The organism is Bacteroides sp. K03, from assembly GCF_019734355.1.
In the GTDB taxonomy this organism is placed as follows: Bacteria; Bacteroidota; Bacteroidia; order Bacteroidales; family Bacteroidaceae; genus Bacteroides; species Bacteroides nordii.
In genome coordinates this window covers 15512-34124 of sequence record NZ_JAASHC010000050.1, presented here as the reverse complement: position 1 = coordinate 34124, position 18613 = coordinate 15512, and the positions used below count along the sequence as shown (strand labels likewise).

Sequence of the window (18613 nt, the reverse complement as noted above, 5' to 3'; positions counted from 1 at the left end):
TGGTACGCTCGACAAAGTAAAATTACCATCTACATCAGTGATGGTACCTAAATTGGTACCTTTTACTAATACAGAGGCTCCAACAACTGGTTGCCCATCTTCTTCAGAAATTACAACACCTGTAACCTTCTGAGTTTGGGCAGTTACTAGACCTATACCTACAAAAAGACAGGTCAATAACAGCATTAATTTTCTTTTCATAAATTCTCTCTTAAAGTTTAACTTTACATTAATTGTTTCTTTACTCTAACAAAATGCAAATATATTAATAAATATGAAACAAGCAATTGTTTTTGTAAAAAAACCATGTGTTAATAACAAATTGTTATCAAAGCGCGCAAAATAATGCTTAACAGCATATAATCACGGCTTAAAAAACCTAAATAGCACACCTATAACTAACATGTTGCACTGACAAAAAGTACGTTCTAACTGTATATTTTCTGTTATTTACCACTAAATTTAGCTAAAAAGAATCCTTTTTGATCGAAGAGAAAGCTTTATAAACAAAAATTCCGCATTTTTTTTAAACGACCATAGATAATTATCTAACTGGCTTTGCTGGCTTTTAGCAGATATTAAAACTTATTCAGTTCTTATATTGCACATATATACGTCTTATTTGTTTATAGTATTAATACAAAATCAAATTTATGGAGAAAATTATCTACAATTTAGTGTTTAACAGAAAGAAAAACCTAAATAAGAGGGGAATGGCATTAGTTCAGATAGAAGCTTATCTGAATAGAAAGAAAAAATACTTCTCAACTAAGGTTTATTTAAAACCGGATCAGTGGGACGCTAAAAGGAGAAGGGTTCGGAATCATCCGAATGCAGAAGCACTTAACCGAATGATTTATGAATACATGGCCGAAATAGAGAAAAAAGAGTTAGGCATGTGGCAACAAAACAAATCAATATCATTGGATGCCCTAAAAGATGCATTAGTAACCTCACCAGGAGAAGAAGAATCTTTTCTTGCTTTTTTTCGTAAAGAAATTCTAAACTCCCGATTGAAAGAAAGTACTAAACAGAATCATCTTTCGACGCTTGAACTATTGAGAAAGTATAAAAAGGACATCTCATTCACAGAATTAACTTTCGAATTTATATCTTCTTTTGATCAGTATTTACAAAGCAAGGGATACCATGTAAATACAATAGCTAAGCACATGAAGCATCTGAAGAGGCACATTAATGTAGCTATAAATAAAGAATATATGGAGGTACAAAAATACGCTTTCAGAAAATATAAAATAAAGAGTGTGGAAAATAAACATACTCATTTATCGCCAGATGAACTTTACAAGATTGAAAAATTAAACTTGGGAGATAAATATGAGCGATTGGAAAAAACAAAAGACGCTTTTCTGTTTTGCTGTTATGCTGGAATGAGATATTCCGATTTTGTAAATTTGACTGCTGAAAACATTGTAAAAATACAAAAAGATACCTGGCTTATATATAAGACAATCAAAACTCGTATAGAAGTACGACTTCCCTTATATCTGTTATTTAAAGGCAAAGGACTTCAGATTCTGAATAAATATCAGGATAATCTTTCTGATTTTTTTAAACTCAGAGATAATTCAAATGTGAATAAGGAATTACTTATTATATCAAGGCTGGCAGAGATAAACAAAAAAGTATCTTTTCATACAGCCAGACATACGAATGCTACTTTATTAATATACAATGGAGTAAATATTACAACTGTCCAGAAATTATTAGGCCACAAAAGTGTTAAGACTACCCAAGTCTATACAAATGTTATGGATATGACGATTGTGAGGGATCTGGAGAAAGCTAAGAGTACAAAACGTTCTCCATTATGAGAATGTATGGGGTATAAGATGACGTTTTAAGTAAACAGTTATTTAGATAAAAGGCGTTCATTGGTTACGAAACAGTCAACAGATATTTGTGCAAAGATAAATATTACTGTTTCAATAGTTAAACGTTGGCAACACAGTGCAGTCACTTTATGAGAAACACCACGACTCTCTACGAAAAACTAAATCTCACTTCCCGAGAATCAAAAACTTCCTTATAAAGAAACTATGCTGTATGTATAGGGCTTTGTGCAAAAAATATTTTAACTTTTTATATGCCTGTTTCTTTTCAATATGAGAAGCTTATCAAAATAACGTTTATCTTACTGTTTTGAACTTAATAAAATAGAGTAAGATGCAGTGTCCAATATATAAAAATGGGTTGTACACATAGTTATCAGCACTCTGAAAACAATGTATTATATTCATATCAAAAGTACGTATTTAATAATGCTTTAAATACGTACTTTTCTACACAAAACTATGCATTGTTATATGATAAAACAATGCATAGTTTGCTACTTTATGCAATATGCTTTAAAATATTGATTAACAATGTTAATCAATAAGTGAGCGGAAATGTCTTCACTGAATCAATATATCCTTACATGAATTAAGAAACTTACATTATTATAATGCTTTTATAATTTACTGCAAATAAACATGTTATGAGTACAATAAAAATTAACCTTAAGTGAATTTTATAACTGTAAAGTACTATAATAGTATCTCAGACAATATTGTGTATTGAATATTTGTACTTGTATATCAAATTATTAAATTCATAATTTGATAATAAATTAGTATTTCAAATAGATGATAAAAGGTGATATTTAAAACTTATATATTTCTGATTATCAACGATATATGTATGTATTTGATTTAATAAAGCCAAGTCCTAAGTATATTTTATAATCATCTTATAATAAGATGATTATAAAATATTTAGTTCTGCAAAAACTTTGCAGATTTCGTTTATTGGTATGCAAACACAAGAGGTCGCAATTAAACCCTCTCTGAGAATATTCCTGAAGTCGGATTCACAGATGATTGATGAAGTAATGGTAGTAGCATATGGTACGGCGAAAAAGTCATCATTTACCGGATCTGCATCTACTGTGAAAGCTGATAAACTGGCGGAACGTTCTGTTTCAAATGTTACGAATGCATTGGCTGGTCAGGTTTCCGGAGTACAAACCACTTCAAGTAATGGTCAGCCGGGTAGTGCTGCAACTGTTCGTATCCGTGGTATTGGTTCTATGAGTGCAAGTAACTCTCCATTGTATGTAGTAGATGGAATTCCTTTTGACGGGAGTATTTCTTCTATCAATCCACAAGATATCGAAAGCATGACTGTACTGAAAGATGCTGCTGCAAATGCGATCTATGGTGCGCGTGGTGCTAACGGTGTTATTTTGATTACAACTAAAAAGGCTGATTCCAAGGAAGCGGTTATTACAGTAGATGCCAAATGGGGTTCTAACCGCCGGGCGGTTCCTAATTATGATGTAATGAGTGACCCGGCTATGTACTATGAAACAATGTATCGTGCGTTGTACAATTCAAAAGTATATAATGGTGGTAGTGCAACTGAAGGCTATGCACATGCTGATGCTGCATTGCTTGATGATAAAAATGGTGGTTTGGGCTATTTGGTGTATACCGTTCCGGATGGAGAAAAACTGATTGGTACAAACTTTAAGCTTAACCCGAATGCGACTTTGGGTTATTCGGATGGAAAGTATTATTATAAACCGGATGATTGGTACGATGAAGCTTTCGGCAATTCAAACCTTCGTCAGGAATACAATGTATCTGTTGCAGGAGCATCGGATAAGTTGAATTATTATATGTCTGCTGGTTATCTGGATGATTCCGGTATTATCCCAGGTTCAGGTTTTACCCGTTTCACAGGACGTGCAAAAGCAGATTATCAGGCAAAAAAATGGTTGAAAGTAGGTGCTAATGTAGCATATACCTATTATAATATACAATCACCTTCCGGACAGACTACATGGGGATCAAGTGGTAACTTGTTCCAGCTTTCCAATATGATTGCTCCTATTTATCCCGTATATGTACGTAACGCGGATGGAAGCATCCAGGTAGATCATCGTGGATTAACTGTTTATGACTTTGGTTCTTCTACCAATTTTGTGCGTCCAAGTATGTCTGGTAATCCATTGGGGACACTGGATCTGGATAAGCAAAATGCTTATACTGACGTAATAAACAGCAAATGGTATGCAATATTAACTCCGATCGAGGGCTTATCTATCACGGCTAATATTGGTGCAAACGTACGTAACCAGCGTAGTAACGAGTTATCAAATCCGTTCTATGGTTCAAGTGTAAGTAGTGGTGGAGCTGTTTATGTGGCTCATTACCGTGAATTTGCAATCAATCAACAGTATTTAGCTTCTTATAAAAGAACTTTTGCAGATCTGCACAACTTTGACGTTTTGGCGGGTTATGAATCTTACAATCTGAAACTCCAAGAGTTACAAGGTAGTAATACGAAAATCTATAATCCGACTATCGGTGAATTGAATAATGCAATTGCATCTCCTCCTCGTGTAGCCTCTTTTACCAATGAATACACCACTATGGGTTACTTAGCTCGTATTCAGTATGATTATGATGAAAAGTACTTTGTTAGTGCCTCTTATCGTCGTGATGCTTCTTCCCGTTTCCATCCGGACAATCGTTGGGGTAACTTTGGTAGTGTGGGTCTTGCATGGCTCATCAATAAAGAGAACTTTATGAGCAATGTGAGTTGGATAGATATGCTGAAATTTAAAGCAAGTTATGGTATTCAGGGTAATGATAATTTAGGAAATTACTATGCATATGCCGATCAATATTCAGTAACCAATAGTAATGGAGATTTTGCTGTTTCATTTAGCTATAAAGGAAACAAAGACATTACTTGGGAAACTTCATATGCATTCAATACTGGTTTTGATTTCGAACTTTTGGGTAACCGCTTGAATGGTACGGTAGAATATTTTAATCGTAAAACAGTTGATTTGCTCTACAATCAGCCGGTACCTATCTCTATGGGATATGCGACTATTCCGATGAACGTTGGTTCTATCGTTAATCAAGGTATTGAAGTTGACTTGAATGGAGTTCTTTATAAAAATAATAATATAGAATGGCTTGCTAACATCAATGCAACTCATTACAAAAACAAAATAACTGATCTTGCCGAGTCTGCTAAAAGAAACGGTGGTATAAAATACAGTAATGCTATTTATCGTGTTGGCGGTTCTTTATATAACTCCTATTTACCCGTATATGCAGGTGTAGATCCTAATGATGGCCAGGCATTGTATTATATAGATCCTGATAATGGTGACTATACAACAACGAATGACTATTCAAAAGCAAAACAATCTGACTTAGGAAGCACTTTAGCTAAAGTATATGGTGGTTTTGGTACGCAATTGAATGCTTATGGTGTAGATTTCTCTGTTCAGTTCTCCTACCAGCTTGGCGGTAAATTGTACGATGGAACTTACGAGGCATTGATGCATCGTGGTGATATGGCAGGAACAAACTTCCACAAGGATGTATTGAAGGCATGGACACCGGAAAATCCAAATTCAAATTATCCACGCCTCTGTGCTTCAGATAATACCAATCAAAAGCAATCGTCAAGATTCCTGACCAGCTCGGATTATTTAAGCCTGAATAGTGTAATGTTAGGATATACTTTCCCTAAACGTTGGTTGAACACATTGGGCGTTTCAAGTTTACGTCTGTATGTTGCCGGCGAGAATTTAGCTGTTATTTCTGCAAGAAAAGGTCTCGATCCACGTCAATACTGGGGATTGGGTAGCTCTACTACTTCTGGTAGTTTTAATTATTCAGCTTTGAGAACCATTTCCGGTGGTATTACTTTGAAATTCTAATGTTAATAACTAAACAATGAAATTATGAAAATGACAAATAAATATTTAGTCCTTATCTTAGGAGGTACAATGATCGCGTCCTGTGCTGATCTTGATACTATCCCCGAAGGCGGAACATTTACAACTGAGCAGAAGCAGGAAGTTGTTGAGATGATTCCCGAACGCCTGCAAGCCGATGTAACCGGTATGTTTTCAAGTATAGCGGCTGCTTATAAAAATGTATTCACTTCTGCACGTGATGATGACTTTGGTTATCCGGCAGTATGTCTTTCTCAAGATTTGAACGGACCGGATATGGTGGCAAGTAACTCGGACTATAACTGGTTTAGTACATGTAGCGAGTTTTCTGATCGTAGTGATACATATGCCAATCCATATATGCGCTGGGCTTTGTTCTACAATCAAATAAAGCAGGCAAATGATATATTGAAATCTATTCCTGCTGATACAGAGAATACAACATTGCTTCGTTACAAAGCACAGGCTAAAGCAGTCCGTGCATTCGACTACTTATGTTTAGTTCCTTATTTCCAATTTAAATATAAAGGGAATGAAGATAAACCAACAGTTCCATTGGTAACTGATGTTATGGAAGGAGACCCTTCCAGCAACCCACGTGCAACTGCAGAGGCAGCCTACAAGTTAATCATGGATGACTTAACAGATGCTATTAATATCTTGAAGGATCTGAACTATACCCGTTCTTCAAAATCGGAAGTGGATTTGAATGTTGCTTACGGTCTTCGTGCACGCGCTAATTTATATATGGAGAATTGGGCTGACGCTGCATCTGATGCGAAAGAAGCTATGAAAGGTTACACTCCTTACAGCCGTGAAGATGTTTCAAAGCCTGCATTTATTGATCACAAGGATCCCAACTGGATATGGGCAGCTATTATAACAGAAACCAATATTCTCCGTCAGCTCACAAGCTGGCCAGGAGCATACAGTTCTTTCTCGGCCAAAGGTTATGCTACCGGACAGGGATGCTATAAAGCTATTAACAACTTGTTGTACAGAAAAATATCACATACTGATGTACGTAAAGGCTGGTGGGTAGACGAAAATCTGCATTCAGATAATCTGGCCAGTTTGAACTGGGGAGATGCTATTGGCGATGAAATAGCCACGCTGGCTATTCCGGATGTAAAAGTTCCGTTCATTCCTTATACTAATGTAAAGTTTGCGCAATATGGTGGAGTGGGTAATGACAAGAATGCCGGCGACTGGTGCATGATGCGTTATGAAGAGATGTTATTGATTCAGGCAGAGGCTACAGCCATGGCAGGGGACCTGCCCGGAGGTAAAACAATTCTGGAAAATTTTGTAAAGGCTGAACGTGATCCTAATTATGTATGTACTGCTGCAGATGCAACTGCTTTCCAGAATGAAGTTTGGTTCCAGCGTCGCGTAGAGCTTTGGGGTGAAGGATTCTCTATGGCTGATATCATGCGTTTAGGTAAGAATATTGTACGCGTTAGCAGTGCAGTAACTACAAACTTTCCCAATAACTTTGCATTCAATATGGCATCCAATGACGGTTGGTTACTGATGCGTATACCACAAGACGAAACTAACAGTAATGCTGGTATTCCTTTGTCTGCGAATAATAATGACGGCCGTCAACCTCAGCCAGGAGATGGTGCCGGATTGAAAGATGGCGTAACAGACTGATAATAATCATCGATTTTTTAATAATGTAGAAGAATATGAAAAAATATATCAAAATAGCAATATTCGGAGTTCTATCTTGGGCTCTTGGCGCTTGCTCTGACAGTGTAGAGAGAGACCCGTCTCCAACGGTAAGTCCGGACTGTGTTGGCGCATATTTCTCTGAAACCAATACTTATAATTATGAACTTGATCCGGCTATAACGTCAATAACCCTGACAGTAGGTCGTGACAAGTCCGATGCAGCAGTTACTGTACCGGTGAAAGTACTATCTAATTCAGACAATATTTTTGTAATCCCTGAATCTGTTTCTTTTGCTGCCGGTGAATCTGAAACAACGTTGGAAGTAACTTTCCCAAATGCAGAAATGGGAACAGAATACAGCTTTGAGATAACTTTTGATTCTGAATATATTAACCCATATAAGGGAGCAAGTTTATCCAGAACTGTTATGCAACGCATCAAATGGGAAAACATTGGTATGGGAGTTTATATTGATGGTACCGTTTCAACATTCTTTGGAGTGAGCCCTATGGCAGTAGGACTTGAAATAGAAAAGGCTGATTTAGGTAGTTCAATAAAATATCGTTTCTATAATGCTTATGCACCTGCTGAGAACTATATAAGTAAAGATCCTGTTATTTATGATGGGTATCCTTATAACGAAACTTTCTTAGGGGATCGTTTGTTTGTATTGACATCAACGATTGACGGAGTATCTATGCAAGTTGCAAAAACGGGCTTGGATCTGAATTATGGAGAAATGGTTATCGGAAGTGTTTACGGAAACTTGTCGAATGATATAAAGACCTACCCATTAGGTACAATTACAGGTGACGTAATAACTTTCCCGCTCAACTCTCTCTTTATTCAGGATAATGACGGGGCATCTCCGGCCGGCAAGAATGAAACGAAACTCTACCTCAGTATTGATGCTTATAAAGCAAGTCTTCAGTAACAAAAGAAGCTATACAATAGCTGAGCTATGATAGAATGAAATCCCCTTGCTCCAAGAAAAAGTAAGGGGATTTTTTATTTAAAAATTGAACGTTGTCAGATATTGCAACCATTTTATTAAAAAATATATTTATGAAACGTAATCTGTTTTGGCTTTTTTTATTTTTCTCCTCTTTCTTGTGGGGAGATAATGTAACAATATCACAAGCAGAACAATTAGCCCGAAATTTCTTTGGAGGCCGGGTAACAACCCGTTCTGCAGAAACAGGTCTGGAATATGTATGGAATGGCGAAGATGTACAAACGCGTACCAATATCGCCCCTGCTTTCTATGTTTTTAATCGTACTTCCGAAGGAGGTTTTATTATCATTGCGGGCGACGATGCAGTAACTCCGGTATTGGCCTATAGTTATACCGGGAAGTTTGAAGTAGAAAATATGCCTTCCAGCCTGCGAGACTGGATGGGGTATTATCGTGAACAAATTAATTGGGCTAAAGAGCAAGATATTGTGCCTTCCAGATCAATTACAGCCCTTTGGGATCAGTTGCAGCGGGGAACATTTTCAGATGATACAGAGGGAGAAGTATTGCTATCAACAGCCCTTTGGAATCAAGATGCTCCTTATAATAAGTTGTGTCCTAATATAGATAATGTAATTGCCCCTACGGGTTGTGTAGCAACAGCTTTAGCTATTACAATGAAATACAACCGCTGGCCCGATCAGGGAAGTGGAGCAACCTGTACCTATACTACACGGACTTATCAAAGAACTCTTTCTGTCACTTATGACAAGGTTTATGCCTGGGACGATATGCCTGATGTTTACCTGGAAGGTAGCTATACGGCAACACAAGCCAATGCGGTAGGGCGATTGATGTATCATTGCGGTGTGCTTTCTCAAATGAATTATACCCCACAAGAGAGCGGAGCTTATACCCCGATAGCTGCCCGGGGAATGGTAGACTACATGAAATATGATAAAAGTCTGGCTGTATTAGAACGGGAATGGTATACCAATGATGAGTGGGATGAAATTTTGAAAAATGAGTTGAATGCCGGACGCCTTGTCATCTATGGAGGTAGTAACGCGAAGCAGGAAGGACACCAATTTGTTTTCGATGGATATAGAGCCGATAGATATCATGTCAATTGGGGATGGGGCGGCATGGCTAATGGGTACTATTTATTGTCTACCCTGGAACCCGACCAACAAGGCATCGGAGGAAATACAGGAGGAGGATTCTCCATTGGTCAAAATGCAATCGTTGGTATAAAAAAAGCTGAAATCGGTTCAAGTTACCGTGATATGTTAGCTTTCTTCAAAGGTACTTCAGGGGGAGTTACTTATTCGGGATTATCCACTACAGAAACAGATTTTCTTCCTGGAACAAGTTTTGATGTAACTGCTGCATTCATAGCAAATTATGGTATTCGTAATTTCACAGGAGTAGCAGCTTTGGCGCTGGTAGATAAAGCTGGAAATGTGAAGGAATTTATATCTAATGAGTATACATTTTCCAAACTGGAAGCAATGAATAGTAACGGAAGTATATCGGGTTCCGGAATCGGACTTCGTTGTATTATTACTCAAACTCCTGAACCGGGTGATCGAATCTGGTTAATGTATAAAGCCAATGATGTCAGTACCTGGGATAAGGTGAAAGGTGGGCGAGATGTAACTACTGAAATCATTGTCAGAAAAGAGGTAACAGGATTGAATAGCATAGAACAGGATAGTGCATTGGATATTATTGTTTTGAATAACAATAATCAAATTACCGTAAAATCTCCTGTAACAATGAAAATGCTTACAGTCTATGATATGGAAGGACGTTTGTTGGAAAAGATAGAATGTCCTCAACTAAAACAATTTACTTTCTCCTGCGAGAGTTATACTCCTGGTATTTATATACTAAAGGTTCTTACTACAGAAGGAGTTATCAGTAATAAATTCATAAAGAAATGATACATCATTAAGAAGAATACTTATTGAAGTGTTTCAAACCGGTAAATTGGGCATCTACTGCTTTCGTATTTACCGGTTTTTCTCGTAATATTACTCAACATATTTATGACATAAAAGCAATAATTATCATCACTTATTATCATCTTTGTCAAATCTTAGAAACTATCAGTGCTTTGCTCGTAGAGAATCAATGCGTTCTTCGTAGAGAATCGGACCGATCATCGTAGAGAATCGAGTCAATCTCCGTAGAGAAAAAAGTATAATACGTAACAAATTGATTAACAAATATTTATAAAACAGGCAAATTGTTGTTTGTTTTTACCTCGCCAAGCATTTTTTCTTATCTCTACCGAATCCGTTCTTTACTCATAAATAGTTACATAAACAAAGCATAGGAATATAGTTGATGGACTTCTTATTTGCTACTATTAAAAGTATTGCTACCACAATAATACTTGCTTTTTGGGCATCTAAATATGCGTGTAGTAGAGAAAATAGTAGCTCTACAATGAGTCATAAATATTTCAATATAATGGCTATCAAGTTGTTATACTATATTTCAGATAACATTTAAGTATCACATATATATTCTTTTTTGTCAGTCTAATATTGTATATTTCTTATAACCAACGTATTATATTCATATTGAATTGATACAACGCAGTTCATATAAGATGCATAATGTTCTGAAAATAAACAAATTAAGTATTGTATAGTTCTGCAAAGACTTTGCAGATTTCTTACATCGGAATGCAGACGCAAGAGGTGGTTATTAAACCAACTGTAAAAGTAATATTAAAATCTGACGCACAGGCAATTGATGAAGTGATGGTAGTAGCTTACGGTACTGCAAAAAAAACATCATTTACCGGTTCTGCCGCAACAGTAAAATCGGGTGAATTAAAAAAACGTCAGATGTCCAATGTGACAAAAGCAATTGACGGATTAGCACCAGGTGTTCAAGCAACAACGGGTAGTGGACAGCCGGGTTCTTCATCTTCTATTTATATTCGTGGTATGGGATCTATCAATGCTAGTAAAACCCCTCTTTATGTAGTGGATGGTATACCGTATGACGGTTCTATTGCGGCTATTAGTCCTGATGATATCGAAAATATTACTATTTTGAAGGATGCTTCTGCTGCTGCATTATATGGTTCACGTGGAGCGAATGGAGTTATTATGATAACGACCAAAAAAGGTGTAAAAGGTAAGACGGAAGTTAATTTCAAAGCTTCTGTCGGCTTATCGAGTCGGTCGCTTCCCAGATATGAAACAATGGATTCCAAACAATATGTTGAAGCTTTATATTCGGCTTTTTACAATCAACAAATAGCGGACGGAACTCCATCTGGACAAGCGGGAATGGCTGCTTTGCAAGAAATGGCTTCTGGCGCAACTAAAATATTTGGAGAAAAAGAACAATATAATCCTTTTAACTATGCTATTTCTGATTTGATTGATATTAATACAGGTAAAATACGTAATGATGCTACCTTAATGTGGGAAGACGATTGGATGGATGAGGTAACTCGTAATAATGCATTGCGTCATGAATATACTTTCAATTTGAACGGAGGTACGGAAAAAACACAATATATGTTCTCACTGGGATATGTAAATGAAGATGGGATATTAAAAACAACAAACTTTCAACGTTATTCAGGGAGAACTAATATTGAAACTAAACCTGTCGAATGGTTAAGTGCAGGTTTGGGGGCAAATTTTGCACGTAACATATCTAATACCGCAGCAACCGCTACAAGTTCTTCCAGTAATGTATGGTACTCAGCTTCTCTTATGGGACCTATTTTTCCCGTGTATCTGAGAGATAAGAATAACGGTGGAGCATTTATTTTGGATGCCGACGGAAATAAACAGTTTGACTATGGTGATAACCGTCCTACCGGACAGCAGCAGAACTTTAACTCTGTCGCTACATTATATGATGATAAATACAGTACAGTTGCAGATAATTTGTCAGCACGTACTCATTTAGATTTTGGTGATTTAAAGGATGGATGGGCTCAAGGTCTCAAATTATCATTTAATTTTGGTCTTGATTACTACAATGCAAATGCTTTGGTTTATTATAATCCGTTTTTTGGAAATGCGGCTACTTCCAAAGGGCGCGCTATTAAGCAGAACTCTAATTCGTTAGGATATACCTTCAATCAGATATTAACATACAACAGAGGTTTTGATAAGCATAATTTTGATATTTTAGTTGCTCATGAATGGTATGCATATGAGAGTAATACTTTAAGTGGAACAAAAACCGGTTTCCCTTTTGGAGGGCTTTATGAATTGGATGCTGCTTCAACAGTTTACAGCACAAGTGGGGCAAGTAAACAGTATCGTATTGAGTCATATTTTGGACGTATAAACTATAATTATGCGGATAAATATTATCTATCTGGCAGTTATCGCCGTGATGGCTCTTCACGTTTCTATAAAGATAATCGTTGGGGAGATTTTTGGTCAGTTGGTGCTAATTATCGTATCTCAGAGGAAGAGTTCATGAAAGATTTCACTTGGTTGAATAATCTTTCTGTAAAAGCGAGTTATGGTGTGCAAGGTAATGATGGACTTCTGGATGCTGATGGCTATAGTAATTTTTATGCATGGCAGTCTCTTTATGACCTAAGCTATTCTAATGGTAGTGAGTCGGGGGCAATTGTAAGTTCTGTGGCCAATAAAGAAGTTTCTTGGGAAAACAATCATAATTTTAACATTGGTGTGGAAGCTGCTTTTTGGGATCAAAGATTGCAAGTGGGACTCGAATGGTATACACGTAAAACTACAGACATGTTACTTTACTATCCTCTTCCGATGTCATCCGGTTTTGAGGGATATTACAGAAATTCGGGTAGCATGAGAAATAGTGGTTTTGAAGCAAGTATAACAGGGCGTTTAATAAAAACCAATGACTTTCAGTGGGATTTGACGGTTATGGCTTCCACATTAAAAAACAAAGTGTTGAAATTGACGGATGACGGAAAAGACATACTTAGCGGTAGTCAGATTATTCGTGAAGGTGAGCCTATCTATTCTTATTATGTTTCTCGTTCAGCAGGTGTTGATCCGATGACGGGTGATCAACTTTATTGGGCTACGGTTGATGGTAAAGGCAATACCGTTGAACCTTATATCACGACAAATGAAACTTATGCTCAAGCTTCTCGCGTTGTTGCCGGTAGTAGAATTCCGGATTTATTTGGATCTATTAGTACGCAATTGCAATATAAAGGTTTTGACCTGTCAATTGCAACCAATTACTCTATTGGTGGAGAGATGATTGATGGTGTTTATCAAAATCTTATGAGCTTTTATTATGCAGGACAAGCTAAACATATCAACTTGGAAAGAGCATGGAAGAAACCGGGAGATGTAACAGATATACCGCGTTATCAAATCGGTAAAAATTATGCTTCGACAGATGATATGTTGATTGATGCTTCTTATTTCTCCATTAAGAATATTACATTGGGATATTCACTTCCTGTAAAAGTTGTTAAAAGAATAGGTTTTCAGAATTTGCGATTTGCAGTAACTGCTGATAATTTATATGTATTTACACATTTAAAAGGCATGGATCCTCAATATAGTATGACTGGCGGTACTACGTATGTTTACACTCCTTCACGTACTATTTCTTTTAGTGTTGATGTGAAATTCTAATGTAAATCAAATGATTGAAACTATAAAAATGTCAAAGATGAAAAAAATATTATATATATTGACTTTAGTAGGGATTTGCTCGTTTAGCTCTTGCAGCGATGCGCTTGATACAAATCCTACGGATAAAGTATCCGGAAGTCTTATTTTTGGGAATGCCGATGCTGCACAGGTAGCTATGAACGGAGTTTATCGGAGTTTATTTATTAATGGTTGGTCTGGCAATTGGAGTCATGAAAATCCTGGTCTTATGGCAATGACTCTGGTTAAGGATATTCAAGGAGAGGATCATTTAATGGCTAATCAGGGACAAGGTTGGTTTTTCTATGATTATTCATTCTCGACAGATGGTGACTGGACAACAACTGATGGTCGTCAATATGCTCAATGGAATTTTTATTATACCATAATATCACAGGTAAACTATGTAATTGACGCCGCTGATCAGTTAAAATCATTTGGTGCAAAAGGGCAGTCTGTATTGGCACAAGCGTATACAGTCAGAGGTTTTGCCTATTTTTGTCTGTACCATTTTTTCTGTAAGGGAAATTATCCTGTGAATAAACAGACTCCAGGAGTACCTGTTTACACGGAGGCTACTTCTGCTAATACTGTAGGACAACCTCGTGGAACTGTTGAAAATGTTTTTGAAAGAATTAACAATGATTATCAGACTGCAGTTGATTTATTTGAGGCTGCCGGTGTAGCACAGGCGAATCCGACGAATGTCGATCTCTATGTTACTTATGGTTTATGGGCACGGGCTGCTCAAGTTCAGGAGGACTGGGTGGCGGCTGCCAAATATGCGAATGCCGCTCTTGAAAAACCAGGATTGACCCGAGTTGCTTCTATGACAGATCTTGGCCAGTTTAATAATTGTAAAGCTCCAAGTGTTATGTGGGGATTCCAGGTTATAGCTGACCAGACTGGACCTTACGGAGCATTTTTGTCACATATGGACCCGGAGGGTGGTTATGGCAAAATAGCTCAACAGTGTATTGATGCATGGCTTTGGAGAATTATTCCAGACACTGATATCCGTAAAAGAACTTGGTGGGAAGATCCGGAAACTTCTAAATATTATCCTTATGGCCAAGTTAAGTTCCGCTACTCTGATTTTTCAACTTATTTGGGAGATGTTATTTATTTGCGTGCGGAGGAGTTGGTATTAATCGCAGCCGAAGCTGCATGTCGGCAAAATGATTACCCGACTACCCGTAATTTGTTGAAAGAATTGGGAGATAAGCGTGATACCAATTATGGTACTGTATTGGAAGCCCGTACTAATGCAGCAACTTATAATACAGATACTCACGGAGCATTTATGACACTAATGGATGAGATATTATTTCAACGTCGTGTTGAACTATGGAGTGAAGGTATGGGACGTGCTTTTGATCTTTGTCGATTAAACTTAGGTTATGATCGTAATTATAATGGAACTAATCACCCTTCAAAGAAAGCATTAAAACCTGGCGACAACCTGTTCGTTACTTTGATCCCTCAAAAAGAGTTTGATGGTAATACCAATATAAATATAGCCGATCAAAATCCTAGATAACGAGATATTATATTTAATATAAGAGATTTTTTAAAGTATGAAATTATGAGAAAAATAAAATATTTTGGTGCCATTGGTTTTATAATGCTCTTTTTGATCGCATGTGATCAAAATGCAACAGATGGTACTATATACAATGCTACTAATACAGAGGTCGCTTTTAATGAGGCCTCCGCTAATTATACATTTGGTACGGATGATCCGGAAGAATTCGAAGTGTTACTGCTCCGTGCTAATTCTATTGGGGCAGCAACCATTCCGTTGGTGAAGGAGGACGTTAGCGGATTATTTACAGTTCCTACTAATGTGGAATTTGCTGATGGTGCTTATGAAGCTGCTATAAAAGTGTCTTTTGATAGAACCAAATTAGCTGTTGGAGAAGATTACTCTATAAAATTAAACGTTCCGGAAAATCCGATTCAGGGAAAAATCAGAACATTCACTTTGACAATAAATAGAGATTATAATTGGCAACTTTTTGCAACTGGAACTTTTACATCCGGATTATTTGGTTCGTGGTCACAAGAATTATATAAAGCGGAAGGATTTAACAAATATAAATTTCCGGAATTATTTGCCGAAGGTTATGATTACAAATTTTCTGTTGCAGAGAATGGTAGTATTTCATTGTTTGGTGGATTGAATTCTAATGGTTTATATGATTTTGTAACTGGATATATTCATCCTACTTACGATATGGTATCTTTATATTTGGATCCGGATATTAATTATTCTTTTTTTGTAGAAACTACGAAAACGGCATGTTTTAACCATTATTATTATGTAGATGCCGGTAATTTTGGTTGGAAGGATGACTCATTTACATGGTAAGTGATTATTTAGAATAATATTAAGGTCCTCTTACATTTTATGTAGGAGGACTTTTGTCTCTATAAATAATCACAGTTTTCATTATTAGAAAAATAAAGAGTTATGAAATGTTTTTTATTTTTAGTGTTCTGTTGTATTCCATTTTCTTTTTTTGCAAAAAATGTCGATGTGATAACAGCAGAGAAAATAGCAAAATTTGTTTTGACCGGTGTCGATACACAAACAAGGAGTAATGAAATAGATGTAAGTTTGATTTGGACAGGTGAAGATGTGTGTACTCGAATGAATAACTCTCCGGCTTATTATGTATTTAATAAAGTTGGTGGTAATGGGTTTGTTATTGTTTCTGGAGATGATATAATAAAACCAATATTGGCATATAGTTACGTCAACAGTTTCCATGTAGAAAATATGCCGGATAATCTAAGAGCCTGGATGGCATATTATCGTGAGCAAATTAATTGGGCACGTGAGGAAAATATTGTATCTGATGAAGAAACGATTTGGGCTTGGGAAAGATTAAGGGATGAAATAGATTCAGCAAAGAATTCGGAAGAGGTATTGATTGAAACCGCTTTGTGGGATCAGACAGCACCTTATAATTTGTTGTGTCCGACTATAAACGGTACACAGGCCCCAACCGGTTGCGTAGCAACAGCCCTGGCTATTGTCATGAAATATAATCGATGGCCTGATCAAGGAAGCGGAATGACTTTTCAGTATACAACGAAACAATATAAACAGACTCTTTCTGCTACTTATAATATTGTTTATGATTGGGATAATATGTTGAATAAATATGAAAAAGGAAATTATTCGACTGAGCAGGCAGAAGCTGTTTCACAACTAATGTATCATTGTGGAGTATTCTCAGAAATGGACTATACTCCCCGATCAAGCGGAGCTCTAACCCTAACGGCAATGGGAGGAATGGTTCGGTATATGAAATATGATAAAAGTATGACTTTGCAATCCCGTGAATGGTATACGGAAGCGGAATGGAATAGTCTTTTAAAGAAGGAACTTGATGCAGGACGCCTTATCATATATGGTGGTAGTAATAACAAAGAGGAAGGACATCAATTTGTGTTAGATGGTTATAAACAGAATGATTACCACGTCAATTGGGGATGGGGTGGCACTGCGAATGGTTATTATTCATTGTCGGCACTGGATCCTGATTCTCAAGGAGTGGGAGGTAATACAGGAGGAGGGTTCACTGTAGGACAGGACGCTGTTATAGGGGTAAAAAAAAGCGAAGAGGGATCCGGTTATTGTGATAATTTAGCTTTTATGTCTGGATTTACGGAATCTGGGGAAATGTTTTCCGGATTGACAACCACGGAAACGACTTTTATCCCTCAAGTTAGGTTTACTGTAAAAGCCGGTTTTTATATAAATTATGGTATACGCAATTTTTCTGGCGCGATTGTTTTAGCTTTAGTCGATAAACATGGGAACATAAAAGAATTCATTACTCGTGAAGTTTCTGTGAATGGTTTAAAAATAGGTTATGGAAGTGGAAATGTATTTTCATGCTCAATAGCTAATATTCCTGAAGAGGGTGATCGGATTTGGATGATGTATAAAAGTCAAGATGGAAATGAATGGAAGAGAGTACGAGGGGATAGAGATACGATAACAGAAATTATAGTAAAAGAATTGTCTGTTTCTGTGGTTGAAAACGCTGATTTTTCTGATGTAAATCTTATTGCTGTTACAAATGACATGACTAAAACTATTTATATAAAATCTCCAATACCTATCCTTGAGTTTTCTTTGGTTGACATAAAGGGACGAATAATCAAAAAAACGGAAGGGCTTGAAAGTGTAGATTATACACTATCATATTCCGATTGTATTGGTGGGACATATATTGTACAAGTTGTCACATCTGCTGGAATGAGTAGTACTAAAGTAATAATAAAGTAAACAAGGTAAAAACTTGTTTGGGGTCCATTCGGCATTTGAGGGTATTTCATTTTATTCATAACCGCATTTTCTTTATTGACAGAAAACTTCCCGTCATCCAATTACATAAATGTAGACGGGCCATAAAACATCGTTTATGAATTAGTAAGAATACATTTCCATAATCAATAGAATTAACTAAGCCAGAGCATATATTATAACAAACATAAGGGGGTGATCAAAATTTAGCTATCCCTTATGTTTGCTATAATTGATGATTGAACCC

General features: G+C 36.6%; 10 protein-coding genes. 9 read left to right on the top strand and 1 reads right to left on the bottom strand.

Annotated elements, in window-relative coordinates:
- On the bottom strand, window positions 1–201 hold a 201-nt coding region (locus HCG69_RS20385), incomplete at its 3' end, for a carboxypeptidase-like regulatory domain-containing protein (RefSeq protein ID WP_155921502.1).
- A 452-nt stretch (window positions 202–653) separates the two neighbouring features.
- Between HCG69_RS20385 and HCG69_RS20380 the strand changes: the two genes are divergently transcribed.
- From HCG69_RS20380 to HCG69_RS20340, 9 genes are all read left to right on the top strand, one after another.
- On the top strand, window positions 654–1835 hold the full coding sequence (locus tag HCG69_RS20380; protein WP_007483977.1) for a site-specific integrase: 1182 nt from the start codon (window positions 654–656) through the stop codon (window positions 1833–1835).
- A 959-nt stretch (window positions 1836–2794) separates the two neighbouring features.
- Window positions 2795–5749, top strand: coding sequence for a TonB-dependent receptor (locus tag HCG69_RS20375; RefSeq protein ID WP_221651543.1), 2955 nt, complete (start codon window positions 2795–2797; stop codon window positions 5747–5749).
- Between the two features lie 24 nt (window positions 5750–5773).
- Complete coding sequence (locus HCG69_RS20370; RefSeq protein ID WP_007483971.1) at window positions 5774–7423, top strand: RagB/SusD family nutrient uptake outer membrane protein; 1650 nt, start codon at window positions 5774–5776, stop codon at window positions 7421–7423.
- A 35-nt stretch (window positions 7424–7458) separates the two neighbouring features.
- On the top strand, window positions 7459–8379 hold the full coding sequence (locus HCG69_RS20365) for a hypothetical protein (protein WP_007483969.1): 921 nt from the start codon (window positions 7459–7461) through the stop codon (window positions 8377–8379).
- A gap of 131 nt (window positions 8380–8510) precedes the next feature.
- Entirely contained in the window at window positions 8511–10346 is a 1836-nt protein-coding gene (locus HCG69_RS20360; protein ID WP_007483967.1) for a thiol protease/hemagglutinin PrtT, read from the top strand.
- 708 nt (window positions 10347–11054) lie between these two features.
- Window positions 11055–14027, top strand: a complete 2973-nt coding sequence (locus HCG69_RS20355; RefSeq protein WP_255586373.1) for a SusC/RagA family TonB-linked outer membrane protein — start codon at window positions 11055–11057, stop codon at window positions 14025–14027.
- Window positions 14028–14064: 37 nt separating this feature from the next.
- On the top strand, window positions 14065–15585 hold the full coding sequence (locus tag HCG69_RS20350) for a RagB/SusD family nutrient uptake outer membrane protein (protein ID WP_007483981.1): 1521 nt from the start codon (window positions 14065–14067) through the stop codon (window positions 15583–15585).
- Between the two features lie 45 nt (window positions 15586–15630).
- The gene (locus HCG69_RS20345; protein ID WP_007483983.1) at window positions 15631–16416 is read left to right on the top strand and encodes a hypothetical protein; all 786 of its coding nucleotides are present in this window, start codon (window positions 15631–15633) and stop codon (window positions 16414–16416) included.
- 102 nt (window positions 16417–16518) lie between these two features.
- On the top strand, window positions 16519–18348 hold the full coding sequence (locus tag HCG69_RS20340) for a thiol protease/hemagglutinin PrtT (protein ID WP_007483984.1): 1830 nt from the start codon (window positions 16519–16521) through the stop codon (window positions 18346–18348).
- Window positions 18349–18613 lie beyond the last annotated feature (265 nt).

Excerpts from the sequence above, each read along its gene's own strand:
- HCG69_RS20365 (WP_007483969.1), top strand. The coding sequence starts at position 7,459 with ATGAAAAAATATATCAAAATAGCAATATTCGGAGTTCTATCTTGGGCT.
- HCG69_RS20360 (WP_007483967.1), top strand. The coding sequence starts at position 8,511 with ATGAAACGTAATCTGTTTTGGCTTTTTTTATTTTTCTCCTCTTTCTTG.
- HCG69_RS20350 (WP_007483981.1), top strand. The coding sequence starts at position 14,065 with ATGAAAAAAATATTATATATATTGACTTTAGTAGGGATTTGCTCGTTT.
- HCG69_RS20370 (WP_007483971.1), top strand. The coding sequence starts at position 5,774 with ATGAAAATGACAAATAAATATTTAGTCCTTATCTTAGGAGGTACAATG.
- HCG69_RS20380 (WP_007483977.1), top strand. The coding sequence starts at position 654 with ATGGAGAAAATTATCTACAATTTAGTGTTTAACAGAAAGAAAAACCTA.
- HCG69_RS20345 (WP_007483983.1), top strand. The coding sequence starts at position 15,631 with ATGAGAAAAATAAAATATTTTGGTGCCATTGGTTTTATAATGCTCTTT.
- HCG69_RS20340 (WP_007483984.1), top strand. The coding sequence starts at position 16,519 with ATGAAATGTTTTTTATTTTTAGTGTTCTGTTGTATTCCATTTTCTTTT.